Origin of the sequence: Streptomyces sp. R21, assembly GCF_041051975.1 — a bacterium.
In the GTDB taxonomy this organism is placed as follows: Bacteria; Actinomycetota; Actinomycetes; order Streptomycetales; family Streptomycetaceae; genus Streptomyces.
Window position 1 is genome coordinate 7,293,316 of the sequence record NZ_CP163435.1, and the last position, 25,007, is coordinate 7,318,322.

The window sequence follows — 25,007 nt, forward strand, 5'->3', positions numbered from 1 at the left end:
GGCAGATGACAACCGGATACCCGTGAGGCCGTACGTGGGGTTGTCCACAGGCCGGTGTCCGTGCCGAAGCGCATGTGCGAGCATGAAGGGAGAACCGAAAAACACGTGCTCGGCCCGGAATGAATCCGCGGCCCCGACGGTTGCACCCGTCGGCAAGCAGTCTCCGTACAACCCGGGAGAGAAGCAGATGTCCGTATCGGACGAGACCACCACCGTGAGCGACGGCATCCTCCTGTCGGACGCCGCCGCGGCCAAGGTCAAGGCCCTGCTCGACCAGGAAGGCCGCGAGGACCTGGCGCTGCGCGTCGCCGTGCAGCCCGGTGGCTGCTCCGGCCTGCGCTACCAGCTCTTCTTCGACGAGCGCTCCCTCGACGGCGATGTCGTCAAGGACTTCGGCGGCGTCAAGGTCGTCACCGACCGCATGAGCGCCCCGTACCTGGGCGGCGCGTCCATCGACTTCGTGGACACCATCGAGAAGCAGGGCTTCACGATCGACAACCCGAACGCGACGGGCTCCTGCGCCTGCGGCGACTCCTTCAGCTAAGCCGAACGGCCAAGTTCTACGGCCAAGTTCTGCGGCCAAGTTCTGCGGCCGGGCGGAACGGCCGAGCCGAACGGCACGAAGGCGGTGCCCCCTGAGAACGGGGGCGCCGCCTTCGTCGTTTCCTTGCCAGGGCCGCTACTGCGGCTGCGCCGACCGTGCCTCGTCCCCGGCTTCCTTCCCCTTCGGGATCTCCTTGCCGTCCGACCCCACGACCTTGCGGTCGCCGAGCGGTGCGTCCAGCTGCACCGTCCGGTGGAAGGCCTTCGCGATCATGATGCAGACCTTGCCCTGCTGCGGGGTGTCGGTCACGGTGACCTTCACCTTGTCGGAGCCCTGGTCCGCCGAGGCCGCGTAGCCGGAGCACACCCCGCCCCAGAAGTTCACGGTGAGCTTCTTGCCGTCGACCGTGTAGCCGACGACGTGCACGTCCCGGGCCTTCGGGGCCGCGGTCGGCTCGTCGCCCGGCCCGGTCGGGCGCGGGCTCGGCGTCTCGGTCGGCGAGGGTTGCGAGGGCCCCGGCGAGGTCAGGTACCGCGGGTCGACCGCCGGGTGCGTCACGGTGAAGCTGTCGTCGGCGCCCTTCGTCCGCACCTCGAACAGCCACGACGGCACCAGCGTCTGCCGCCCGTCCACGAAGTGCGACGCGAGCCCGAACGTCGCCTTCTCCACGCTCACCGGCTCGGGGGACGGCGTCACCGTGGCGTGCTCGCACGGCATCTCGTCCTTGTCCTTCAGCGGTACGGGACTGGCGCAGCCGCCGGGCCCCATGCGCCCGCCGCCCGGCGCCACCGACCCGCTCCCGTTCATCAGGTCCAGCGTCTTCTGCGCGCCGATGACCGGATACGTGTCGCCCTTGACCGGTGCCTTCAACTGGCCGCTGCCGCCGGTGACTTCACCCTGCGCGCTGACCTGGATGCCGGTCGTCCAGCCGTAGGTGGGCAGGCCGCCGACCTCCGGGTCCGCGTTCACCACCCGTATCGCGCCCATGAGCTGGCTCGCGTCCAGCTTCGCGTCGTCCTGGCCGACCGCCTTCAGGACGGGGGCGGCGGCCTTCTTCGCGACCGCCTCGCTCACCGCGTGGGCGGACGGGGAGGCGGGGTCGCTCGCACACACGGTGGCGCTCTTGCAGTTGTCGGTGCCGGGCGCGTACCGGTTGAAGGTCCAGGTGCCCGGGGCCCGCTTGTTCACCTGGAGGTTCGGCCCCGAACCGTCCGTCGTGGGCCCGACCCGCCAGACCTCACCGGTCAGCGTCGGTGTGCCGGACACCCGGAGGGCCTTCGCGAGCCGCGCCACCTCGGCCCTGGTGACCTCGCCCTTCGCCCAGTACACGGGCGCCGAGTCCGGGCCGCCGGGCAGCTTGCCGGCCGCGTGGTAGGTCGCGCCGTAGGGGTTGGGCTCACCCACGGCGATGCCGGGGCCGCCGCCCTCGCTGTAGCCGTCGAGGGCGAGCGGCGGGGGAGTGCCGTCGCCGCCGGGGGTTCCGGATGTGCCGCTGCGGTCGGTCCCGCCTTCGGAGGCGGTCGTGGCGAAGTACGCCCCGCCGCCCCCGACCAGCAGAACCGCGGCCGCGACCGACACGACGGCCACCGGGGAGTGCCGCCGGCGCGGCTTGGCCGTCTCGGCGTCCTCGGCGGGACGGGTCGCCTCGTTGTCGGGTCGCTCGGTGCTCACCGCATCGCTCCTTTGGTTCCACTGCTGTCCCTGTGCCGACCCGGCCCTGCCGAGGGCAGGGCGCTGAGAGTCGTACACCACGTCCCCTTTACGGGGGACAGCGATGGGACGCAGCGGGGGAGCGCGCGGTTCCCTCGAAACGCGCTCTCAGTCGCCGTAGTCCGACATCGCGTCCAGCAGACGGGCGGACGTGGGCGGCACGGTGACGCCGTGGATGAGTGAAGGGGACACCGGAAGGGGAACGATCCGGTCGGGTGCCGCCCAGTGCGGGACCATCCGGGCGCAGTCGCCGCGCAGCGCCGCGAGGCCGCCTTCGAGGTCGAGCGGAGCGGTGCCGTGGACCTTGAGGTTCGTCATACCGGCACCGTATGCACGCCGACGCCACGAAGAAAGATCTACTATCGGGTAGTTTCGGCCACTTCAGAGCCCAGCCCCGACCCGGTAGCGTGAAGTGTCAATCCCCTCGCCTCGCAGGAGCGTGTCCCCGCCGTGCGTATCGCAGTCACCGGCTCCATCGCCACCGACCACCTCATGACCTTCCCCGGCCGATTCGCCGACCAGCTGGTCGCGGATCAGCTGCACACGGTCTCCCTCTCCTTCCTGGTCGACAACCTCGACGTGCGCCGGGGCGGGGTCGGCGCGAACATCGCCTTCGGCATGGGCCAGCTGGGCACCTCGCCGATCCTGGTCGGTGCCGCGGGCTCCGACTTCCACGAGTACCGCGCCTGGCTGGACCGCCACGGCGTCGACACCGGGTCCGTCCGCATCTCCGAGGTGCTGCACACCGCGCGCTTCGTGTGCACCACGGACGCCGACCACAACCAGATCGGCTCGTTCTACACGGGCGCGATGAGCGAGGCCCGGCTGATCGAGCTCAAGGCGGTCGCGGACCGGGTCGGCGGCCTCGACCTGGTCCTCATCGGCGCGGACGACCCGGAGGCGATGCTCCGCCACACCGAGGAGTGCCGCTCCCGCTCGATCCCCTTCGCCGCCGACTTCTCGCAGCAGATCGCGCGGATGAGCGGCGAGGAGATCCGGATACTGCTGGACGGGGCGACGTACCTCTTCTCCAACGAGTACGAGAAGGGGCTCATCGAGTCCAAGACCGGCTGGAGCGACGCCGAGATCCTCTCCAAGGTCGGCCACCGCGTCACCACCCTCGGCGCGCGGGGCGTGCGCATCGAGCGGGACGGCGACGACCCGATCGAGGTCGGCTGCGCCGAGGAGGAGCGCAAGGCCGACCCGACCGGCGTCGGCGACGCGTTCCGCGCGGGCTTCCTCTCGGGCCTCTCCTGGGGCGTCCCGCTGGAGCGTGCCGCCCAGGTCGGCTGCATGCTCGCCACGCTGGTCATCGAGACGGTCGGCACGCAGGAGTACCAGCTGCGCCGCGGCCACTTCATGGACCGCTTCACCAAGGCGTACGGCGACGAGGCCGCGGCGGACGTCCAGATCCACCTGGTGTAGCTCGGGAAACGCGTGGGCCGGGAAACGCGATGCCGGCAAACGCGTAGGTCAGGACACCCGGCGGACCACATAAGCGGTGCCGTGGTCCGCCGGCTCCTCGCCGACGTACTCCTGTCCCCGCATCTCGCACCACGCGGGGATGTCGAGGCGCGCCGCCTCGTCGTCCGACAGAACGCGGACCGTGCCGCCGACCGGGACGTCACCGATGACCTTGGCCAGTTCGATGACGGGGATCGGGCAGCGCCGGCCCAGCGCGTCCACGACGAGGGCGTCGGAAGTGCCGCCGGCGGCCACCTTCACCGGCTCCGTCGGCGCTTCCAGCTTCTCGCGCACGGCGGCGACCGCGCCCGGCAGAACGGACAGGAAGCGGTCCACGTCCTCCGCAGGCGTTCCCGGCGGCAGCGACACCCGGACGTTGCCCTCGCTCAGCACCCCCATCGCCTTCAGCACATGGCTGGGCGTCAGCGTGCTGCTCGTACAGGACGAACCGGACGAGACCGAGAAGCCCGCGCGGTCCAGTTCGTGCAGCAGAGTCTCCCCGTCGACATAGAGACAGGAGAAGGTGACGATCCCGGGCACCCGGCGGACCGGGTCGCCGACCACCTCCACATCGGGGACCAGTTCCGGCACCCGGGCCCGGATCCGGTCCGTCAGTTCCCGCAGCCGCGCGGCCTCCCCGGCCGCTTCGGCCCGCACCGCGCGCAGCGACGCGGCCGCGGCCACGATCCCGGGGATGTTCTCGAACCCGGCCGCGCGCCCCGACTCCCGCTCGTCCGAGGGCCCTTGAGGCGCGAACCGCACCCCTTTGCGTACGACGAGCAGCCCGACCCCCGACGGGCCACCCCATTTGTGGGCACTTGCCGTGAGCAGGGACCAGTCGCCCTCGACGCGCCCCCAGGCCAGCGACTGCGCCGCGTCCACGAGCAGCGGCACCCCCGCCGCACGGCACGCGCCGGCGGCCTCGGCCACCGGCTGCTCCGTGCCCACCTCGTGGTTGGCGGACTGGAGGCAGCCGAGCGCGGTGTCCGGGCGCAGCGCGGCGGCGAACGCGCCGGGGTGGACGGCGCCCGTGCGGTCCACGGCGACCCGCGTCACCGTCCCGCCGTCCGTCTCGTGGACCTCCGCCGAATGGAGCACCGAAGAGTGTTCGACCGCTGACACGATCAGGTGGCGTCCGACGCGCCGACGGCCCGCCAGCGCACCCGAGATGCCGGAGTGCACGGCCCGTGTGCCCGAGGAGGTGAAGACGAGTTCGTCGGGTCGGCAGCCCACCGCGTCGGCGGCCGCCTCGCGCGCGGCGTCGAGCAGCAGCCGGGCCCGCCGACCCTCGCGGTAGAGGCGGGCGGGGTCGGCCCACCCCTCGTCGAGCGAGGCCTGGAGGGCCTGCCGGGCGACGGGGTGGAGCGGGGCGGCGGACGCCGCGTCGAAGTAGGACACGCGAACACGCTAACCCCTGGTCCGGAAGGGCCGTCAGAAGGCGTACGGAGCGGGGCATTCCGGGGGGTCCCGGAACCCCATCCGAGCAGAACAGCATCCCTTCGGGGTGTCCGGCGGCGCGTTGGGCACCCTCCCCGCGCGACCCCAAATTGCGTCCAGTAGGGTTTGGTCCGCATAAACATCCAAACCCCTGCCCGACGCAGGGCGGCGACCGACCAGCGAGGCCGCAGCCAACCAGCGCGGGCGAGACTCTCGGGAAGGCGCTACGTGAGTCCCAACGGCTCCGACCGCTCGCCGCGGCGCCCGATGCGGCGGAAGCTGCTGCAGGCAATGACTGCGGGCCTGGTCCTGGCGACAGCCACCGGTTGCTCGTACAACTGGGAAGACTTTCCCCGCCTGGGTATGCCCACCCCGGTCACGGAGGAGGCTCCGCGGATCCTCTCCCTCTGGCAGGGCTCGTGGGCGGCCGCGCTGGCCACCGGCGTGCTGGTCTGGGGCCTGATCCTGTGGGCGGCCATCTTCCATCGGCGCAGCCGAACCAAGGTCGAAGTTCCCCCGCAGACCCGGTACAACATGCCCATCGAGGCGCTGTACACGGTGGTCCCGCTCATCATTGTCTCGGTGCTCTTCTACTTCACGGCACGCGACGAGTCGAAGCTCCTCGATCTCTCCAAGAAGCCCGACGTCACAGTCAACGTCGTGGGCTATCAGTGGAGCTGGGGCTTCAACTACATCGAGAACGTCCCCGGTTCGACCGGTGATGCCAAGACCGACAAGAACCTGGACGCCATTCCGGACCGGTTCAAGAAGGACTTCCCGGCGAACGCCGGTGGTGTCTACGAGGTCGGTACCCCCGGCGAGTGGACCCCGGGGAGGAAGAGCCCCGGTCCGACCCTCTGGCTCCCCAAGGGCAAGACGGTCCGCTTCGTCCTCACTTCGCGTGACGTCATCCACTCCTTCTGGGTGGTGCCGTTCCTCATGAAGCAGGACGTCATCCCGGGCCACACCAACTCGTTCCAGGTGACCCCGAACCATGAGGGCACTTTCATGGGCAAGTGCGCCGAGCTGTGCGGCGTCGACCACTCCCGGATGCTCTTCAACGTGAAGGTCGTCTCTCCCGAGGCTTACGAGGCCCACCTCGCCGAGCTCGCGAAGCAGGGACAGACCGGTTACGTCCCGGCCGGCATTGAGCAGACGGGCCACGAGAAGAACCGGGAGACGAACAACCTGTGAGCATCCTCAACGAACCTCAGGGTGCCGCGGCCGAAGACTCGTACGAGAACGAGCTGCCGGTACGGCGCAAGCAGCCCGGCAACGTCGTGGTCAAGTGGCTCACCACCACCGACCACAAGACGATCGGCACGCTGTACCTGGTCACGTCCTTCGCGTTCTTCTGCATCGGCGGCGTCATGGCGCTGCTCATGCGCGCCGAGCTGGCGCGCCCGGGCACGCAGATCATGTCGAACGAGCAGTTCAACCAGGCGTTCACGATGCACGGCACGATCATGCTGCTGATGTTCGCGACGCCGCTGTTCGCCGGTTTCACGAACTGGATCATGCCGCTGCAGATCGGCGCGCCCGACGTGGCGTTCCCGCGGCTGAACATGTTCGCCTACTGGCTGTACCTGTTCGGCTCGACGATTGCGGTCGGCGGCTTCCTCACCCCGCAGGGTGCGGCCGACTTCGGCTGGTTCGCCTACAGCCCGCTCTCGGACGCGGTCCGCAGCCCGGGCATCGGCGCCGACATGTGGATCATGGGTCTGGCCTTCTCCGGCTTCGGCACGATCCTCGGTGCGGTCAACTTCATCACCACCATCATCTGCATGCGCGCGCCTGGCATGACGATGTTCCGCATGCCGATCTTCGTGTGGAACGTGCTGCTCACCGCGGTGCTGGTGCTGCTGGCCTTCCCCGTCCTCGCCGCCGCGCTGTTCGCGCTGGAGGCGGATCGGAAATTCGGGGCACATGTCTTCGACGCGGCCAATGGCGGCGCCTTGCTGTGGCAACACCTCTTCTGGTTCTTCGGCCATCCAGAGGTGTACATCATCGCGCTGCCGTTCTTCGGAATCATCTCCGAGGTCATCCCGGTGTTCTCCCGCAAGCCGATGTTCGGCTACATGGGTCTCATCGGCGCGACGATCGCCATCGCCGGTCTGTCCGTGACCGTGTGGGCGCACCACATGTACGTCACCGGCGGTGTGTTGCTCCCGTTCTTCTCCTTCATGACGTTCCTCATCGCCGTGCCAACGGGCGTGAAGTTCTTCAACTGGATCGGAACGATGTGGAAGGGGTCGCTGAGCTTCGAGACCCCGATGCTCTGGGCGACCGGCTTCCTGATCACCTTCACCTTCGGTGGTCTGACCGGTGTCATCCTGGCCTCGCCGCCGATGGACTTCCACGTCTCGGACTCGTACTTCGTGGTGGCGCACTTCCACTACGTCGTCTTCGGCACCGTCGTCTTCGCGATGTTCTCCGGCTTCCACTTCTGGTGGCCGAAGATGACCGGCAAGATGCTCGACGAGCGCCTCGGGAAGATCACCTTCTGGACGCTGTTCATCGGCTTCCACGGCACGTTCCTGGTGCAGCACTGGCTGGGTGCCGAGGGCATGCCGCGTCGTTACGCGGACTACCTCGCGGCCGACGGCTTCACCGCGCTGAACACGATCTCGACGATCAGCTCGTTCCTGCTGGGCCTGTCGATCCTGCCGTTCCTCTACAACGTGTGGAAGACCGCCAAGTACGGCAAGAAGGTCGAGGTCGACGACCCGTGGGGCTACGGCCGCTCGCTCGAGTGGGCGACGTCCTGCCCGCCGCCGCGGCACAACTTCCTCACTCTGCCGCGGATCCGTTCCGAATCCCCGGCGTTCGACCTGCACCACCCGGAGATCGTCGCGCTCGAGCAGCTTGAGCACAGCGGTCACGGTGCCAGCGCCCTCGCGGGTGGCAAGGAGGCCGGCAAGTGAAGATCCAGGGCAAGATGTTCATCTGGATGGCCGTCTTCATCCTGGCCATGGCGATCGTCTACGGCGTGTGGTCGAAGGAGCCTGCCGGAACCACGGCGCTCTTCCTGGGCTTCGGCCTGAGCGTCATGATCGGCTTCTACCTGTCCTTCACGGCCTCGCGTGTCGACGCGGGCGCCCAGGACAACAAGGAGGCCGACGTCGCGGACGACGCCGGCGAGGTCGGGTTCTTCAGCCCGCACAGCTGGCAGCCGCTCGCGCTCGGCGTCGGTGGCGCGCTCGCCTTCATGGGCGTCGTCTTCGGCTGGTGGCTGATGTACTTCTCGGCCCCGATCATCCTGATCGGCCTGTGGGGCTGGGTCTTCGAGTACTACCACGGTGAGAACCGCACCCAGTAGCACGCGCTCGGCGCTGTGGAGCCCGGACACTCCGTCAGGAGGGTCCGGGCTCCTTCTTTTGCCGCACGTTCCGTCCCTCTTCCGAGTTACCCACCGCGCTGGAGCTGACGAAGCTCCATAGCGTGAGTCCATGAGCCACTCACCGCGAATCCGCACGGTCGTCAGCTGCACCACGCTGGTCGTCGCCCTCGGCGCGGGCGCCACCGCCTGCGGCTCCGGCGGCCATCCGCTCTCGGCCAAGCCGTACGACGCGGCGGGGCAGATCTCCTTCAACAGCCCCACCGGCGGCGGCAAGAAGGCCGACCCCGACAAGCCCCTGGAGATCACCGCCGACGGCGACGACGGGCGCATCACCGATGTGACGGCCACGGACGCGACCGGGCGGTACGTGGTGGGCGAACTCGCCGCCGACGGAGGCCGCTGGCACAGCACCTCCCCGCTTGCCGCGGGCGCCCACTACACGGTGCGGGTGAGCACGGAGGACGAGGACGGCGCCCCCGGCCGCAAGGTCGTCGCCTTCGACACCAGCACGCCCAAGACCAAGAAGCGGCTGACGGTGAAGTTCGGGCCCGAGGCGGGCAAGTACGGCGTCGGTCAGCCCGTCACCGCCGAACTCAGCAAGCCCGTCAAGGACAAGGCCGCCCGGGCGGTCGTGGAGCGCGCCCTGCGGGTCGACTCCACGCCCGAGGTGGAGGGCGCCTGGCACTGGGTGGACGACAAGACGCTGCACTACCGCCCCAAGGAGTACTGGCCCGCCCACGCCACCGTCCTGGCGCACAGCAACCTCGCGGGCGTCAAGGTCGCCGAACGGCTCTGGGGCGGCGACACGAAGCCCCTGAAGCTCACCATCGGCGACCGCGTCATCGCCGTGACGGACGCGGCCTCGCACTCCATGACCGTCTACAAGAACAACAAAGTGATCAACGAGATCCCGGTCACCACCGGCAAGCCCGGCTTCGAGACCCGCAACGGCGTCAAGGTCGTGCTGGGCAAGGAGTACTTCGTACGGATGCGCGGTACCAGCATCGGCATCGCCGAGGGCTCCTCGGACTCGTACGACCTGCCCGTGTACTACGCCACACGCGTGACATGGAGCGGTGAATACGTGCATGCCGCGCCCTGGTCGACGGGCTCCCAGGGGTACGCCAACGTCAGCCACGGCTGCACCGGCATGAGCACCGGTGACGCCGAGTGGTTCTTCAACGCCGTCCGCGTGGGCGACGTCGTGAAGGTCGTCAACTCCGACGGCGAGACGATGGATCCGTTCGGCAACGGCTTCGGCGACTGGAACCTCGGCTGGAAGAAGTGGCGCAAGGGCAGCTCCCTCCTCAAGGGCACCCCCGACGGCCCGAGCGCGACGGACAGGGCCCGCCTGAGGCCAGAGAGTGTCTGAAGCGCCCCTTCAGGGGCGCGAGGCCGTCACATGTGCGGCTCCGCCGCGTGGGCTCGAGCAACCCAGGACGGCCCGCAGTCGCAAGACGGCGGGCCGCCCCGAGCTCCTAGGCGCTCAGCGCAGCCCTACGGCGCAGCAGCGCGGCCAAGGACGCCGCGAACTCCACCGGATCGACCGGCAAGGTCACCGCGGCGTCCGCACGGCTCCACGTGGCCAGCCAGGCGTCCTGGGGGCGGCCGATGAGGACCAGCACGGGCGGGCAGTTGAAGATCTCGTCCTTGATCTGGCGGCAGACACCCATTCCGCCCATCGGGACCGCCTCGCCGTCCAGGACGCAGACGTCGATGCCGCCCCGGTCCAGTTCCTTGATGACGGCCGCGGGGGTCGCGCACTCGATGAACTCGACCTGCGGAACATCGGAGGCCGGCCTGCGGCCGGTCGCCAGCCTGACCTGTTCGCGGGTGTTGGAGTCGTCGCTGTAGACCAGCACCGTGGCGGTCGGCTGCATTGTTCCTCCGAGCATCTAGAAGACACTGTTTCGGCGTCGTACGGGTGTGAACCGATGCGCGGATGCTACTCCTCCGAACACCTCGTCAACACCGGTTCGGACAGCGCTTCGATGAGCCATACGGGCAGGACACACCCCACGAACACTCCGAACGGCACCCCCCGGCGTGAGGGCGGGATAAGCGACCGACATAATGTCGGTCGTGGCGACAGCAACGACAGTAGAAACCGGGCACGCGCACCCGTCGGTCAATCGGCCGAACCTCACCAGCGTCGGAACCATCATCTGGCTGAGTTCCGAGCTGATGTTCTTCGCGGCCCTCTTCGCGATGTACTTCACCCTGCGATCGGTGACCGGGCCGGATCACTGGAAGGAGATGGCGGGCCATCTCAACTTCCCGTTCTCCGCGACGAACACCACGATCCTGGTGCTCTCCTCGCTGACCTGCCAGCTCGGCGTGTTCGCCGCCGAGCGCGGGGACGTGAAGAAGCTCCGGGGCTGGTTCATCGTCACCTTCATCATGGGTGCGATCTTCATCGGCGGTCAGGTCTTCGAGTACACCGAGCTGGTCAAGAAGGACGGGCTCTCGCTCTCCTCCGACCCGTACGGCTCGGTGTTCTACCTGACCACCGGCTTCCATGGTCTGCATGTGACAGGTGGCCTCATCGCCTTCCTGCTCGTCCTCGGCAGGACGTACGCGGCCAAGAGGTTCACCCATGAGCAAGCAACCGCCGCCATCGTCGTGTCCTACTACTGGCACTTCGTCGATGTCGTCTGGATCGGCCTCTTTGCCACGATCTACATGATCAAGTAATCGGGCCCACCGCCCGAAACATCCAGAAGCACCGACGCAGAAGATCCTGACACCGGGGTAATCCGTGAAAAAGCTCTCCGCACGACGACGCCATCCGCTGGCGGCGGTCGTCGTCCTACTCCTCGCGCTGGCATGCACAGGGGGGCTGTACGCCGCGTTCGCACCCGCGAGCAAGGCGCAGGCCGATGACACTGCCCAGTCCCTCGCCATCGACGAGGGCAAGAAGCTCTACTCCGTGGGCTGCGCAACCTGCCACGGGACCGGCGGTCAGGGCAGCTCCGACGGGCCGAGCCTGGTGGGAGTCGGCGCTGCGGCGGTCGACTTCCAGGTCGGCACCGGCCGTATGCCGGCCCAGCAGCCGGGCGCGCAGGTCCCGAAGAAGAAGGTCATCTACTCGCAGGCCGAGATCGACCAGCTCGCGGCGTACATCGCGTCGCTCGGTGCCGGTCCCTCGATCCCGACGAAGAACCAGGTCAACCCCGAGGGCGCGGACATCGCCAAGGGTGGCGAGCTGTTCCGCACCAACTGCGCGCAGTGCCACAACTTCACCGGCAAGGGCGGTGCGTTGACGCACGGCAAGTTCGCGCCGGACCTTGAGGGTGTGGACCCGAAGCACATCTACGAGGCCATGCAGACCGGCCCGCAGAACATGCCGTCCTTCCCCGACACCACGCTGTCGGAGAAGAACAAGAAGGACATCATCGCGTACCTCGACGCGGTCAACGGTGACGACACCGAGAGCCCCGGCGGCCTCGAACTGGGCGGCCTCGGGCCGGTCAGTGAGGGCCTGTTCGGCTGGATCTTCGGCCTCGGCACCCTGGTCGCCGTCGCCGTCTGGGTCGCCGCTCGGACCGCAAAGGCCAAGAAGTCATGAGTAGCCAAGAGATTCCAGAAGAGAACCTGCCCGTAGCGCAGGACGACGAGCACGGCACGGTCGCCGTCGCGGACGAGAAGAACCCGTTCGCGGATCCCGGCCTGCCGCCCCACGAGCACCGCGTCCAGGACATCGACGAGGAGGCCGCCAAGCGCTCCGAGCGTGCGGTTGCCTTCCTGTTCACGCTGTCGATGCTGGCCACCGTGGGCTTCATCGCCTCCTATGTGGCGATCCCGAACGACAAGTCGATCTTCGTCTTCCCGATCGGGCACATCAGCGCGCTGAACTTCGCGCTGGGCATGACGCTCGGCATCGCGCTCTTCACGATCGGCGCGGGAGCGGTCCACTGGGCCCGCACCCTGATGTCCGACGTGGAGATCGCCGACGAGCGTCACCCGATCGAGGCGCCGCCCGAGGTCAAGGCCAAGGTCATGGCCGACTTCAGGGACGGTGCCCGGGAGTCGGCGCTCGGCCGTCGCAAGCTGATCCGCAACACGATGTTCGGCGCGCTGGCCCTGTTCCCGCTCTCCGGCGTCATGCTGCTGCGCGACCTCGGCCCGCTGCCCGGCACCAAGCTGCGTCACACGCTCTGGTCCAAGGGCAAGCTGCTCGTCAACATGAACACGAACCTGCCGCTGCGTCCCTCGGACGTCGCCGTCGGTTCACTGACGTTCGCCAAGCCCGAGGGCCTGGAGGAGCACGACGAGGACTTCCAGAAGGAGATCGCCAAGTCTGCCCTGATGATCGTCCGGCTCCAGCCGGACAACATCAAGGACAAGAAGGAACTCGAGTGGTCCCACGAGGGCATCGTGGCCTACTCGAAGATCTGCACCCACGTCGGTTGCCCGATCTCCCTGTACGAGCAGCAGACGCACCACGTCCTCTGCCCGTGCCACCAGTCCACCTTCGACCTCTCCGACGGTGCCCGAGTGATCTTCGGCCCGGCCGGTCACGCCCTTCCGCAGCTGCGCATCGGTGTGAACGACGAGGGCTACCTCGAGGCGCTCAGCGACTTCGAAGAGCCCGTCGGTCCTGCATTCTGGGAGCGCGGATGAGCACTACCACCACCACCGACTCGCGCTCCTCGCGCGAGAAGGCGCCCGCCGGTGAGCGGGTGGCCGACTGGGCCGACGGCCGTCTGGGGATCTACTCCCTGGCCAAGTCCAACATGCGCAAGATCTTCCCCGACCACTGGTCGTTCATGTTGGGTGAGGTCTGCCTCTACAGCTTCATCATCATCATCCTCACGGGTGTGTACCTGACGCTGTTCTTCCACCCCTCGATGAACGAGGTGGTGTACGACGGCTCGTACGTGCCGTTGCAGGGTCAGCTGATGTCCGAGGCGTTCAACTCGACCATGCACATCTCCTTCGAGGTGCGCGGTGGTCTGCTGATCCGGCAGATCCACCACTGGGCGGCGCTGATCTTCCTCGCCGGCATGTTCGTGCACATGATGCGCGTGTTCTTCACGGGTGCGTTCCGCAAGCCCCGTGAGGTCAACTGGCTGTTCGGCTTCCTGCTGTTCGTCCTGGGCATGTTCACCGGCTTCACCGGTTACTCGCTCCCGGACGACCTGCTCTCCGGCACCGGTGTCCGCTTCATGGAGGGCGCGGTCCTGTCCGTGCCGATCGTGGGCACGTACCTCTCGTTCTTCCTCTTCGGCGGCGAGTTCCCGGGCGGCGACTTCGTGGCCCGCTTCTACTCGGTGCACGTCCTGCTGCTGCCGGGCATCATGCTCGGCCTGGTGGTCGGCCACCTGATCCTGGTCTTCTACCACAAGCACACGCAGTTCGCGGGCCCCGGAAAGACGAACAAGAACGTCGTCGGCATGCCGTTGCTGCCGGTCTACATGGCCAAGGCCGGAGGCTTCTTCTTCCTGGTCTTCGGTGTCATCGCGGTCATCGCGGCGATCGCCTCGATCAACCCGATCTGGGCCATGGGTCCCTACCGTCCGGACATGGTGTCCACCGGCGCCCAGCCCGACTGGTACATGGGCTTCTCCGAGGGCCTGATCCGTGTCATGCCCGGCTGGGAGATCAACCTCTGGGGCCACACGCTCGTCCTGGGTGTGTTCATCCCGCTGGTGATCTTCCCGCTGGTCCTGGTCGCGATCGCGGTCTACCCGTTCATCGAGTCCTGGGTCACCGGCGACAAGCGCGAGCACCACATCCTGGACCGCCCGCGCAACGTCCCGACCCGCACGGGCTTCGGTGCCGCGTGGATCAGCTGGTACTTCGTCCTGCTCGTCGGTGGTGGCAACGACATCTGGGCCACGCACTTCCACCTGTCGATCAACTCGATCACCTGGTTCGTCCGGATCGCGTTCTTCGTCGTACCGGTGCTCGTGTTCATCGCCACCAAGCGGATCTGCCTCGGCCTCCAGCGCCGGGACCACGACAAGGTGCTGCACGGCCGCGAGTCGGGCATCATCAAGCGCCTGCCGCACGGTGAGTTCATCGAGGTGCACGAGCCGCTCAGCCAGGACGCGCTGCACACCCTCACCGCGCACGAGCAGTACAAGCCCGCCGAGATCGGCCCCACGGTCGACGAGAACGGTGTCGAGCGCAAGGTGAGCGGCGCGCAGAAGCTGCGCGCCAAGCTCAGCAAGGGCTACTACGGGGAGAACAACCAGATCCCCAAGCCCACCGTCGAGGAGTACAAGGAGATCACGAGCGGCCACGGCCACCACTGATCCCCGTCCAGCGGTACTGATCGCCACGGCAGGAGCCCCGTCCAGTTCATGGACGGGGCTCTTTGCCGTCCCCGGGCCTGGATAGGGTGGACCCAGCTTGTACATGTCTACGAACCCAGGAGCGGCAGATGAGTGCTGTGACCCCCGCTGGAGGCGACATCGCGGCGGGCCGTTCCTGGCCCCTGGTACTGAACGGCCTGCTCGAAGGCCGTGACCAGAGCGCGGACGACACCGCCTGGGCGATGGACCGGATCATGCGCGGCGAGGCGACCGACGCCCAGATCGCCGGCTTCATGGTCGCGCTGCGCGCCAAGGGCGAGACCGTGGAGGAGATCACCGGGCTCGTCCGGACGATGTACGAGCACGCCAACGTGATCGAGGTGCCGGGGGAGACCGTCGACATCGTCGGCACCGGCGGCGACGGCGCCAAGACCGTCAACATCTCCACCATGTCGGCGATCGTCGTGGCCGGCACGGGCGCCAAGGTCGTCAAGCACGGCAACCGGGCCGCGTCCTCCGCGTCCGGCTCCTCCGACGTCCTGGAGAAGCTCGGCGTCAATCTGAACCTGAGCGTGCAGCGGGTCCCCCAGGTCGCCGAGGAGGCGGGGATCACCTTCTGCTTCGCGGTGAAGTTCCACCCGGCGCTGCGCCATGTGGCGGCGGCGCGCGGCCAGTTGGGCATCCGTACGACGTTCAACGCCCTCGGCCCGCTCACCAACCCCGCCCGGGTGAAGGCACAGGCCGTCGGCGTCGCCGACCCCCGCATGGCGCCCATCGTGGCCGGCGTCCTCGCCGAGCGCGGCAACTCCTCCCTGGTCTTCCGCGGCGACGACGGCCTGGACGAGCTGACGACCACCGCCACCTCCCATGTCTGGGTGGTCCGGGACGGCAAGGTGCACGAGGAGTCCTTCGACCCGCGCGACGTCGGCATCGACCTCGTCCCCGTCGAGGCGCTCAGCGGCGGCGACCCGTCGTACAACGCGGATGTCGCCCGGCGGCTGCTGAACGGCGAGACCGGTCCCGTACGGGACGCGGTGCTGCTGAACTCGGCGGCGGCCCTGGTGGCCCTCTCGCCGGGCGACGGGCCCCTCGCGGACCAGTTGCGCGCCGGAATGCAGAAGGCGGCCGAGGCCATCGACTCAGGGGCCGCCAAGCGGACCCTCGACCGATGGGTGGCGGCCAGCAACGCCTGAGCGGTACGCGGGTGTGACCCAGGGCGCAGTCCAGACCCCTCTTGTCTCAGGACATGGACTGCGCCTTGCGCGTCGAAGATCGTGTGGCAGGATGCTGTACCAGGTCATGAGTGACAGTCATGAGGCCCCGGCCGACTGTCCGGCAACCCTCCGTCCGTGGCGGGGTGCCCCGGGTGAAGACCAGGCCGTAGGCAGTGAGGTCTACGGCAAGCGCGGGCCCCTCGTACACCAGGGGTCCTGGTCGTCGAGGAGCCTTCTGTGAGCAAGCGAATGCGATAGGGCGCAGCGCCCCTTCCGCACACCCCCCTTCATTCTCCACCCACGTTCGAGCCGTACCTGCTCACGTGGAGATTCCGCCTGCCTGTCACGGGAGTTCACCCATGTCTGTTTCCACCGCTGCCGCCGCCCGGACCATTTGCAGTGATATTTCGGGTGCGCTGCCCGTTCTGGGGCAGGAAGTCACCGTCCCGCTGGTCACCGGCGGCGAGGTCACCTACGCCGCCCTCGACTACGCGGCCAGCGCCCCCGCCCTCCAGCGCGTCTGGGACGACGTGGCGGCCTACGCCCCGTACTACGGCAGCGTCCACCGGGGCGCCGGCTACCTCTCGCAGCTGTCGACCGATCTGTTCGAGAACGCCCGCAGGACGGTCACAGAGTTCCTCGACTGCCGGGCCGACGACCAGCTGATCTTCACCCGGTCGACCACGGACTCCCTCAACCTGCTGGCCCAGGCGCTTCCGGCCGACTGTCAGGTCTTCGTCTTCGAGACCGAGCACCACGCGTCGCTGCTGCCCTGGAAGGACGCCCACGTCACCTACCTCAACGCCCCGCGCACCCCCCGCCAGGCCGTCGAGACCCTGGAGCGCGCCCTCGCCGACCGCGACCCCTACGGCCCGGCCCTGGTCTGCGTCACCGGCGCCTCGAACGTCACCGGGGAGCTGTGGCCGGTACGCGAGCTGGCCGCCGCCGCCCACGCGCACGGCGCCCGCATCGTCCTGGACGCCGCGCAGCTCGCCCCGCACCACCCGGTGTCCGTGCAGGATCTCGACGTCGACTGGGTCGCCTTCTCCGGCCACAAGCTGTACGCGCCCTTCGGCTCCGGCGTCCTGGCCGGCCGGGCGGACTGGCTGCGCGAGGCCGAGCCGTACCTCGCGGGTGGCGGCGCCAGTCGCAAGGTCACCCGGCGCGAGGACGGGGGAGTGGACGTCGAGTGGCACGACACCGCGGCCCGGCACGAGGCCGGCTCCCCGAACGTCATCGGCGCCTACTCGATCGCGTCGGCCTGCAAGGCCCTGACGGAGGCCGGCTTCGACACCCTGGTCGCCCGTGAGCGGCAGCTGATCGACACGGTCCGCGCGGGGCTCGCCGAGGTCCCCGAGGTGCGCGTCCTCTCCCTCTTCGGCGACGACGCCCCGCGCGTCGGCGTCCTCTCCTTCGTCGTCGAGGGCTGGAACAGCTCGCACTTCGCCGCCGCGCTCTCCGCCGAGTACGGCATCGGCGTCCGCGACGGCCTGTTCTGCGCCCACCCGCTGGTGCGCACCCTGCTGGGCAGCGACCCGCAGAGCCAGGGCGAGTGCGGTGCCCCCGAGGCCGCGCCGGGCGAGAAGTCCCTCAACGCGATCCGCGTCAGCTTCGGCGCGGGCACCCCCGACGAGCACGTGGAGCGTTTCGTGCGCGCCGTGAAGGAGCTCGTCAGGGACGGTGCGCAGTGGCAGTACCGGACCGAGGGCGGGCGCTGCGTGCCGGCGGTCTGAGCCCTCGCGGGGCGGCGTTCGTCCGGGCGGTCAGGAGTCCAGACCGATCGCGAACGCCGCCTCCAGGTCGTGCTGGGAGTACGTGCGGAACGCGACGTGCGTGTCGGTGGCCTCGACGCCCGGGATCTTGCTGATCTGGCCGGGGATGATGTCCGCGAGGTCGTCGTGCGCCTTCACCCGGACCATCGCGATCAGGTCGTAGGTGCCGGTGACGGAGAAGACCTCGCTGACGCTCTCCAGCGCGGCGATCGACTCGGCGATCTCGGGGATCCGGTCCACGCTGGTCTTGATGAGGACGATCGCGGTGATCACTGCTGGTTCTCTCCCTCGGGGGCCGTCGCTGGGGGTCATCACTCTAGTCGTGGTCCGGTCGGCCTTGTTGTTCTGCCGGGGGTCCGGGGGTTGTCCCCCGGGAAGACGCAGCAGTGGCAGGGCGGAACCTGGCCCACGCGTAGAGGAAGCCCAGCGCGAAGCCCACCAGGTGGGCCAGATAGGCGACGCCGGGGCCCTGGGCGGCGCGGCCCGCGGCCAGCCACTGGAGGGTCGCCCAGAACGGCAGGACCAGCCAGGCCGGGAAGCGCAGCGGCAGGAAGAACAGGAACGGGAAGAGACTGGTCACCCGGGCCTTGGGGAACAAGTACAGGAACGCACCGAGGACCGCGGAGATCGCCCCGGAGGCGCCGACCAGGGTCTGCGCGGAGCCCGCGTTGGCTGCCGCGTACCCCAGCAGGGCCAGATAGCCGCAGCCCAGGTAGAAGAGGGCGAACTCGATGTGGCCCATGCGTTCCTCGGTCATCGCCCCGAAGACGTAGAGGAAGAGCATGTTGCCCAGCAGATGCAGCCAGCTTCCGTGCACGAAGAGCGCCGTCACCGGCGTGAGCGCGGCGCGCGGGGCGCCGCCGAGCAGTTCGGCCGGGACGACGCCCCAGCGCGCGAAGTAGGCCCGCTGTGCGGCGAGCAGCTCGTCACCGGTGCCGTAGACGGGATTCAGCCCCGCCGCCGGACCGATCACGAAGATCAGGCAGCACAGGGCGATCACCGCGTACGTCATCGGCGCCGACTGCCTCTGGACGGCCCTGCCGACCGTCGCACCCCAGCCGGGGCCCCAGTTGCCGATCATGATCAGAGCATGGCGTAACGGGACCGAACCGCACAGACCGCCTCGCCGCCGTGGACAGCCGAGCGTCGACTCCCCGCCAGGCCGTAGGGTGACGAGCCACATGCTCCGGGAGACCGGTGCATCACGGACACTAGAAGGAAAGCGACCAGCCACGATGACGGTTCCCCTGCCCACCGCCGAAACCCGGTGGCGCTGCGCCCTCTGCGGCAACCTCACGCGTTTCGACGTGACCCGCTCGTCGAAGGTCGTCGAATATGTGCACCTCGACCTGGCCGGTGAGCCGAACGTCGAGGAACGCGAGGTGGTCAGTGAGACCATCGAGTCCGTGCGCTGCCGCTGGTGCAACGCCGTGGATCAGGTGGAACTCGTGGACAGGCCGGGTGCCGGCTCCTGAGGGAGCAGGCTCCGCACAGGTATTGGGGTGACGGATGGTGGAGACCACAGGCGGGGAGCCGGACGACGGCACCGCTGAGGTGCTCGACCGTCCGCTGCCCGACGGCGTGCGGCGCCGTGTCGTGCAGATCGTGTCCGACGGCTTCGGCGGGCTGACCGTCGCCGAGCTGCCCGCGCAGCTGCGGCAGTACGCCCGGTTCACCCCCAGCCGCCGGGCCAAGTTCGCGGGCAACGCGATGGCCGCGGCGCTGGAGACGGACCCGCTTTTCAGACAGCGGATCGCCGAGAAGCTCCGCGAGGCCCAGCCGGAACTGGCCACCGCCCTCGACTCCGCCGCGCCGCCCCCGGCTGCCGACCCGCTGGATGTGGCGGCGGCGGCCTATGTGCTGCGCCCCACGGGCTGGGTGAAGCTGGTGACCGCCGCGGGCGAGGAGGCCCTGCGGGCGGACGCCGAGCGCGCGGACGAGGAGAGCCGGGTCGAGCTGGAGCGGCTGCGCGAGGAGCTCGCGCAGGCCCGCGGCCAGACCCGGGCCGAGACGGAACGGCTGCGCACGGAGCTGGAGTCGGCGAAGAAGGAAGCCGAATCGCTTCACCGCAAGCTGCGCGGCGCCCACAGCGACGTCAAGCGCGGCGAGGCGGCGCTGCGCAAGCTGCACGGCGAGATGGACGCCCTGCGCGCCGACGGACAGGCCCAGGTGTCCGCGGCGGAGAGCGAGACCCGGCGGCTGAAGGCGCGGCTCAGTGAGGCCGAGGCTGTCCTGGAGGCCACCCGCAAGGCCGCGCGCGAGGGCCGCAGTGTCGAGGACATGCGGGTACGGCTGCTGCTCGACACCGTGCTGGACGCGGCGCAGGGGCTGCGGCGCGAACTCGCCCTGCCGCCCTTGTCGGTGCGCCCCGCCGAGACCGTCGACGCGGTCGAACCGGGACGAATGACCCCGAAGGACATCGCCGCGCGCGCGTTGTCCGAAAACGACCCCGCGATCCTGGACCAGTTGCTCGCGCTGCCGCAGGCGCATCTGGTCGTCGACGGCTACAACGTCACCAAGACCGGCTATCCCCAGATGCCCCTGGAGAAGCAGCGGTTGCGGCTGCTGGGCCAGCTCTCGCAGCTCGCCGCCCAGACGGGCGCCGAGGTCACCTGTGTCTTCGACGGGGCCGAGCTGGCCGCGCCGGTGCTGCTGGCGCCGCCGCGCGGGGTGCGGGTGCTGTTCTCCAAGCCCGGGGTCACCGCGGACGAGTTGATCCGCCAGCTGGTGCGCGCCGAGCCTCCGGGGCGGCCGGTCATCGTCGCCTCCACCGACCGCGAGGTGGCCGACGGGATCGCCAAGGCGGGCGCGCGGCCGGTGGCTTCGGCGGTGCTCCTCAAGCGCTTCTCGCGCGGCTGACGACCTGCGGCGTACGTCTCATAGACAACGTACGCACCATGCGTAACTTCTGGGCGCGATGCCCGAATTGGCGGGGTGTTCACGCAACGTAGCGTCAAACGCGCATTACTGCTCGTGAGTTGAGTGCAAAGAATGCGCTCGGTGACCGAGATTTTTCACCTGAGGATTTGAACTGATCACAAGAAGGTCACTAGGGTCAGCCCTCGAACCCCCGCTCGGGTGATCACTCATTGGGAGTGACGGCGGAGGAGCACCGCCCGTCGGCGTCTCGGCAGGCGGCTGAAGGAAGAAGGAGCTCGCCTTCGTGGCGTCCCACCGTCGACCCAAGCAGCCGAGCCGCACCCGTGTGACCGTGCTCACCACCGCCGCTGCCGCTGCCGTGGCCTTCAGTGCCAACGCCGCCAACGCCGCGCCCAGTGAGAAGCCGAGCAAGGACGAGGTCAAGTCCAAGGTCGACAAGCTCTACGAAGAGGCCGAGAAGGCCAGCGAGAAGTACAACGGCGCCAAGGAGAAGCAGGAGAAGCTGGAGAAGCAGATCTCCACGCTCCAGGACAACGTCGCCCGCGGCCAGGAAGACCTCAACACCCTGCGCGAGGGCCTCGGTTCGATGGCCAGCGCCCAGTACCGCACCGGCGGCATCGACCCCTCCGTGGCGCTGTTCCTCTCCTCCGACCCGGACGACTACCTCGACAAGGCGTCCGCGATGGACCAGTTGAGCAGTCAGCAGGTCGAGGCGCTGAAGAAGGTCCAGGAGAAGCAGCGCTCCCTCGCCCAGCAGCGCAAGGAAGCCGCCGAGAAGCTCAAGGACCTCGCCGACACCCGAACGGAACTCGGCAAGAAGAAGAAGGAAGTCCAGGGCAAGCTCGGCGAGGCGCAGAAGCTCCTCAACACCCTGACGGCCAAGGAGAAGGCGGCCCTCGACGCCCAGCAGGCGCGCGCCAGCCGCGCCAGCGAGCGCAGCGCCCTCGACGACAACCCCGGGACCAGCAAGCCCGGCTCCGGGTACGCCGGGGCCGCGTTCGCCGCCGCGCAGGGCAAGATCGGCTCGCCGTACGTCTACGGCGCCGCCGGCCCCAGCTCCTTCGACTGCTCGGGCCTCACCTCGTGGGCCTACGCCCAGGCCGGTGTCTCCATACCCCGGACCTCCGAGGCCCAGGCCAACGCCGGTACGCGCATCTACTCGCAGAGCGATCTCCAGGTCGGCGACCTGGTCATCTTCTACGGCGACTTCCACCACGTCGGCCTCTACGCGGGCAACGGCCAGGTGCTGCACGCCCCGCACTCCGGCGCGGTCGTCCGCTACGAGGCGATCGGCAACATGACCTTCGAGTTCGGCGTCCGCATCTGAGGCTCCCTCTCCCGTGGCCGAGGTTCGCCGCGCCGCCCAATCGGGCGAATTCCGGCACCTTCGGCTGACCCCACGCCCCGCCCATGACCTGCGTCATAGGCGGGGCGTCACTGTGCGTACCCGCGGAGGTCTTTGGCCGGGACGTGATCGCGCGACTACTGTCTGGCGCGTTTCCCCCAACTCCGGGGGCCCGTCAGCGGAAGGGAGTGCGACCTGTCGTGGGGTCCCATCGCCGCTTTGCACCATCCGGCCTGAGCCGGGGCCGTGGCGCCACGGTCACCGTGCTGTCCGTCGCGGCCACCGCCGCCGCGGCCCTCGGCGCCGTACCGGCCGGCGCCGCGCCGCACGATGACACCCGAGCCGAGGTGGACCGCCTCTACGAGGAGGCCGAGAAGGCCACCGAGGCGTTCAACAAGGCCGACGAGCGCGCCGATTCGCTACGCAAGCAGGTGTCCACGGCGCAGGACAGGATCGCCCGGCAGCAGGAGCGCATCAACACCATGCGGGACGCGCTCGGTTCGCTCGCCGGCGCCCAGTACCGCTCCGGCGGCATCGACCCGTCCCTGGCGCTGCTCTTCTCCGACGACCCGGACGACTATCTCGACAAGGCCGCCGCGCTCGACCGCATCACCGTCCACCAGGCCGGCGAACTCAAGGATCTCGAAGGCGCCATGCGCGACCTCGCCCAGGAGCGCGCGGAGGCCACCGGCAAGCTCGCCGACCTGGAGCAGAGCCGCAAGGCCGTCACCCGGCACAAGAAGACCGTCGAGCGGAAGCTCGCCAAGGCGCGCCAACTGCTCAACCGACTGCCGTCCGCCGAGCGCGCCGCCTACGACCGGGCGTCCCGCTCCGGACGTGAGGACATGCCCGACCTCGGCGGCGGCGCCCCCTCCTCGACCCGCGCCGCGGCCGCCATCGCCGCGGCCCGCTCCGCGCTCGGCCGCCCGTACGTGTGGGGCGCGAACGGGCCGAGCGGCTTCGACTGTTCGGGCCTGATGCAGTGGTCGTACGCGCAGGCGGGCGTCGGTCTGCCGCGCACGTCGCAGGCGCAGCGCTACGCCGGACGGCAGGTGCCGCTCTCCCAGGCGCAGCCCGGCGACCTGATCGCCTACCGCGACGACGCGAGCCACATCGCGATGTACATGGGCAACGGACAGGTGATCCACGCCCCCTATCCGGGCGCGCCGGTGCGCTACGACCCGGTGGGGATGATGCCGGTCTCGTCGGTCACCCGCGTCTGACTCGGCGAAGGCGCCGTACGATCGGAAAGGTGGCTGGTAGAAGGCGTGCGTCGCGAGCGGGGTTCTCCCTGGTGCTGCTGTTCGCCGTGCTCGTCGGCTGCGGGGGCGGCGCCGGCCCGGACCATGCGTCCGCCGAGGTGCAGCGGCTGCTCGACCGGCGGGCGGACGCACTCCTCGTCCGGGACGAGCCGGCGTTCCGGGCCACCGGTCAACAGGACGCCGGGGTCACCGAGTTCGGGAACCTGGACAACGTCCCGCTGGCGGCCTGGTCCTACCGGCTGACCGGCCTGCACCGCTCCGGCGAGCGGGCGACGGCGGACGCGGAGCTGCGCTACCGCATCGACGGTTACGACCACGCGCCCGTCACCGCCGCCCGCACGCTGACCCTGACCCACCGCGACGGCACCTGGTATGTCGTCTCCGACAAGCCCGCGAAGAAGACCGGCGAGCAGCTGTGGGAGCAGGGGGACGTCGGGGTCGTCCGCGGGAAGCACAGCATCGTCCTGGGCGTCGGGCAGTCGCAGGAGGCGCTGCGCGGCTACGCGGACCTGGCGGACCACGCCGTGCCCGCGGTGACGAACGCATGGGGCACGGACTGGGCGGGGCGCGACGTGGTCCTCGTACCGGAGTCGCTGGACGACATGGCGGGGCTGCTCGGCGCCTCGGCGTCCGGCTACCGGGGGATCGCGGCGGTCACCACGGGCGAGGCGGGCGGCTCGGTGCAGGCGCCCGCGGACCGGATCATCGTCAACCCCGACGCGTACGGCGTCCTCGGCGACTTCGGCCGGCAGGTCGTGCTCACCCACGAGACCACGCACGTCGCCACCCGCGCCCGCACCACCGCCGCCACACCCCTGTGGCTCTCCGAGGGATACGCGGACTGGATCGGCTACCGCGGCAGCGGGCGCACCGCCACGCAGGCCGCGCCCGAGCTCCAGCGCGCTGTGGTGGACGGCCAGCTGCCCGCCGGGCTGCCGGAGGACTCCGCCTTCGGGTTCAGCGGGAGCGCGACGGAGCTGGCGAAGGCGTACGAGGGCGGCTGGATGGCCTGCCGGCTGATCGCGGACCGCTGGGGCGAGGTCCGGCTGAACGACTTCTACCGGGCGGTCGGCGGCCACAAGAAGCGGCCGGGCGCGGTCGAGGACGCCCTGCGGGACGTGCTCGGCACGACGCCGGAGAAGTTCACCGCGCAGTGGCGGGACTACCTCCGGGCCCAACTCGGCTGAACCGGCGGGCGGGTCGCGGGGCTCAGCCGGGCCGCTCCAGCAGGCCGATGGCCTCCGCGAGCCACTTCCGTTCGGCCTCGCCCGTGGCGCGCGCGACCCGCAGCATGCCCTGCCGGAACAGGTCGCCGGTCTCCTCGGCCCGTACGGGTTCTCCGTCGCGGTAGAAGAAGCTCGAAGGCGTGTCCAGGAAGTCCAGCCGGCGGCGCAGGACCGCGGCCTGCTCGTGGCGGCTCGGCAGATGGCGCAGGAACGCCAGCAACGCGTTGAAGCGCACCTGGTCGGTGATCTCCGTCTGCTTGGGGTGGCGCAGCCGGTCCAGGAGATCCTCGCGGCCCTTCTCGGTGAGCGACAGGATGCGGCGGGGCGCCGCGCTGCTGCCCGGCTCCGTGCGCTCTTCGAGCTTGCCGGCGGCGACGAGGCGGTTGATCGCCGGATAGAGGGCGCCGTCGCTGACCGGGCGGACGTGGCCGGTGAGGGCCTTGATCCGTTCCTTGAGCTCGTAGCCGTGCAACGGCTCTTCGTGGAGAAAGCCGAGGATCGACAGTTCCAGCACCGGATCAGCCCCTTCTTGCGGACGTCGTACGGCCATGGT

24 protein-coding genes and 1 riboswitch are annotated in these 25,007 nt (G+C 69.4%); of the genes, 17 read left to right on the forward strand and 7 right to left on the reverse strand.

The window, feature by feature from the left end:
- Nucleotides 1-187 precede the first annotated feature (187 nt).
- Nucleotides 188-544 carry an iron-sulfur cluster assembly accessory protein gene (locus tag AB5J56_RS32370; RefSeq protein ID WP_101387995.1) on the forward strand — a complete coding sequence of 119 codons (357 nt, stop codon included), beginning with the start codon at nt 188-190 and terminating at the stop codon, nt 542-544.
- A 135-nt stretch (nt 545-679) separates the two neighbouring features.
- On the opposite strand, the gene AB5J56_RS32375 is transcribed toward AB5J56_RS32370, so the two are convergent.
- Both AB5J56_RS32375 and AB5J56_RS32380 read right to left on the reverse strand, forming a co-directional pair.
- Nucleotides 680-2,215: a hypothetical protein gene (locus AB5J56_RS32375; protein ID WP_369237779.1), complete on the reverse strand. Its 1,536-nt coding sequence runs from the start codon at nt 2,213-2,215 to the stop codon at nt 680-682.
- 147 nt (nt 2,216-2,362) lie between these two features.
- Nucleotides 2,363-2,572, reverse strand: a complete 210-nt coding sequence (locus tag AB5J56_RS32380; protein ID WP_369237781.1) for a hypothetical protein — start codon at nt 2,570-2,572, stop codon at nt 2,363-2,365.
- 132 nt (nt 2,573-2,704) lie between these two features.
- Here AB5J56_RS32380 and AB5J56_RS32385 point away from each other — a divergent pair, with 132 nt between their 5' ends.
- Complete coding sequence (locus AB5J56_RS32385) at nt 2,705-3,679, forward strand: carbohydrate kinase family protein (RefSeq protein WP_369237783.1); 975 nt, start codon at nt 2,705-2,707, stop codon at nt 3,677-3,679.
- A 48-nt stretch (nt 3,680-3,727) separates the two neighbouring features.
- On the opposite strand, the gene AB5J56_RS32390 is transcribed toward AB5J56_RS32385, so the two are convergent.
- Entirely contained in the window at nt 3,728-5,116 is a 1,389-nt protein-coding gene (locus AB5J56_RS32390) for a cysteine desulfurase/sulfurtransferase TusA family protein (RefSeq protein ID WP_369237785.1), read from the reverse strand.
- A gap of 267 nt (nt 5,117-5,383) precedes the next feature.
- On the opposite strand from AB5J56_RS32390, the gene coxB reads away from it, so the two are divergent.
- The 4 genes from coxB to AB5J56_RS32410 all read left to right on the forward strand — a co-directional run bounded on the left by coxB (nt 5,384) and on the right by AB5J56_RS32410 (nt 9,867).
- Nucleotides 5,384-6,349, forward strand: coding sequence for a cytochrome c oxidase subunit II (gene coxB, locus AB5J56_RS32395; RefSeq protein ID WP_369237787.1), 966 nt, complete (start codon nt 5,384-5,386; stop codon nt 6,347-6,349).
- Complete coding sequence (gene ctaD / locus AB5J56_RS32400) at nt 6,346-8,079, forward strand: cytochrome c oxidase subunit I (RefSeq protein WP_369237789.1); 1,734 nt, start codon at nt 6,346-6,348, stop codon at nt 8,077-8,079. The genes coxB and ctaD overlap by 4 nt, the downstream gene beginning before the upstream one ends.
- Nucleotides 8,076-8,474 (forward strand): cytochrome c oxidase subunit 4, encoded by a 399-nt coding sequence (locus tag AB5J56_RS32405; protein ID WP_369237791.1) that lies wholly within the window; start codon nt 8,076-8,078, stop codon nt 8,472-8,474. Before ctaD ends, AB5J56_RS32405 begins: the two co-directional genes overlap by 4 nt.
- A gap of 130 nt (nt 8,475-8,604) precedes the next feature.
- Entirely contained in the window at nt 8,605-9,867 is a 1,263-nt protein-coding gene (locus AB5J56_RS32410; RefSeq protein ID WP_369237793.1) for an Ig-like domain-containing protein, read from the forward strand.
- Between the two features lie 106 nt (nt 9,868-9,973).
- On the opposite strand, the gene AB5J56_RS32415 is transcribed toward AB5J56_RS32410, so the two are convergent.
- Complete coding sequence (locus AB5J56_RS32415) at nt 9,974-10,375, reverse strand: hypothetical protein (protein ID WP_369242934.1); 402 nt, start codon at nt 10,373-10,375, stop codon at nt 9,974-9,976.
- 193 nt (nt 10,376-10,568) lie between these two features.
- On the opposite strand from AB5J56_RS32415, the gene AB5J56_RS32420 reads away from it, so the two are divergent.
- From AB5J56_RS32420 to AB5J56_RS32445, 6 genes are all read left to right on the forward strand, one after another.
- A complete protein-coding gene (locus AB5J56_RS32420; RefSeq protein ID WP_369237795.1) occupies nt 10,569-11,189 on the forward strand; it encodes a heme-copper oxidase subunit III in 621 nt (206 codons plus the stop codon).
- Between the two features lie 64 nt (nt 11,190-11,253).
- Nucleotides 11,254-12,063, forward strand: coding sequence for a c-type cytochrome (locus AB5J56_RS32425; RefSeq protein ID WP_369237797.1), 810 nt, complete (start codon nt 11,254-11,256; stop codon nt 12,061-12,063).
- Nucleotides 12,060-13,118, forward strand: a complete 1,059-nt coding sequence (locus AB5J56_RS32430; RefSeq protein ID WP_369237799.1) for a Rieske 2Fe-2S domain-containing protein — start codon at nt 12,060-12,062, stop codon at nt 13,116-13,118. Before AB5J56_RS32425 ends, AB5J56_RS32430 begins: the two co-directional genes overlap by 4 nt.
- On the forward strand, nt 13,115-14,755 hold the full coding sequence (locus tag AB5J56_RS32435; protein ID WP_369237801.1) for a cytochrome bc complex cytochrome b subunit: 1,641 nt from the start codon (nt 13,115-13,117) through the stop codon (nt 14,753-14,755). Before AB5J56_RS32430 ends, AB5J56_RS32435 begins: the two co-directional genes overlap by 4 nt.
- A gap of 128 nt (nt 14,756-14,883) precedes the next feature.
- Nucleotides 14,884-15,948, forward strand: a complete 1,065-nt coding sequence (trpD, locus tag AB5J56_RS32440; RefSeq protein WP_369237803.1) for an anthranilate phosphoribosyltransferase — start codon at nt 14,884-14,886, stop codon at nt 15,946-15,948.
- Between the two features lie 102 nt (nt 15,949-16,050).
- Nucleotides 16,051-16,167: riboswitch (SAM riboswitch) on the forward strand.
- A 161-nt stretch (nt 16,168-16,328) separates the two neighbouring features.
- On the forward strand, nt 16,329-17,702 hold the full coding sequence (locus AB5J56_RS32445; protein WP_369237805.1) for an aminotransferase class V-fold PLP-dependent enzyme: 1,374 nt from the start codon (nt 16,329-16,331) through the stop codon (nt 17,700-17,702).
- A gap of 30 nt (nt 17,703-17,732) precedes the next feature.
- On the opposite strand, the gene AB5J56_RS32450 is transcribed toward AB5J56_RS32445, so the two are convergent.
- Both AB5J56_RS32450 and AB5J56_RS32455 read right to left on the reverse strand, forming a co-directional pair.
- Nucleotides 17,733-18,014: an Lrp/AsnC ligand binding domain-containing protein gene (locus AB5J56_RS32450; RefSeq protein WP_356143061.1), complete on the reverse strand. Its 282-nt coding sequence runs from the start codon at nt 18,012-18,014 to the stop codon at nt 17,733-17,735.
- Nucleotides 18,015-18,057: 43 nt separating this feature from the next.
- Nucleotides 18,058-18,822: a rhomboid family intramembrane serine protease gene (locus tag AB5J56_RS32455; protein ID WP_369237807.1), complete on the reverse strand. Its 765-nt coding sequence runs from the start codon at nt 18,820-18,822 to the stop codon at nt 18,058-18,060.
- 154 nt (nt 18,823-18,976) lie between these two features.
- On the opposite strand from AB5J56_RS32455, the gene AB5J56_RS32460 reads away from it, so the two are divergent.
- From AB5J56_RS32460 to AB5J56_RS32480, 5 genes are all read left to right on the forward strand, one after another.
- Nucleotides 18,977-19,216 (forward strand): hypothetical protein, encoded by a 240-nt coding sequence (locus AB5J56_RS32460; protein ID WP_369237809.1) that lies wholly within the window; start codon nt 18,977-18,979, stop codon nt 19,214-19,216.
- Nucleotides 19,217-19,250: 34 nt separating this feature from the next.
- Nucleotides 19,251-20,600, forward strand: coding sequence for an NYN domain-containing protein (locus AB5J56_RS32465; RefSeq protein WP_369237811.1), 1,350 nt, complete (start codon nt 19,251-19,253; stop codon nt 20,598-20,600).
- Nucleotides 20,601-20,904: 304 nt separating this feature from the next.
- A complete protein-coding gene (locus AB5J56_RS32470) occupies nt 20,905-21,948 on the forward strand; it encodes an NlpC/P60 family protein (protein ID WP_369237813.1) in 1,044 nt (347 codons plus the stop codon).
- A 218-nt stretch (nt 21,949-22,166) separates the two neighbouring features.
- Complete coding sequence (locus AB5J56_RS32475; RefSeq protein WP_369237815.1) at nt 22,167-23,189, forward strand: NlpC/P60 family protein; 1,023 nt, start codon at nt 22,167-22,169, stop codon at nt 23,187-23,189.
- Nucleotides 23,190-23,218: 29 nt separating this feature from the next.
- Nucleotides 23,219-24,415 carry a hypothetical protein gene (locus AB5J56_RS32480; RefSeq protein WP_369237817.1) on the forward strand — a complete coding sequence of 399 codons (1,197 nt, stop codon included), beginning with the start codon at nt 23,219-23,221 and terminating at the stop codon, nt 24,413-24,415.
- Nucleotides 24,416-24,437: 22 nt separating this feature from the next.
- Here AB5J56_RS32480 and AB5J56_RS32485 read toward each other — a convergent pair whose 3' ends face one another.
- A complete protein-coding gene (locus AB5J56_RS32485; RefSeq protein WP_369242936.1) occupies nt 24,438-24,968 on the reverse strand; it encodes a PadR family transcriptional regulator in 531 nt (176 codons plus the stop codon).
- Between the last annotated feature and the right edge of the window lie 39 nt (nt 24,969-25,007).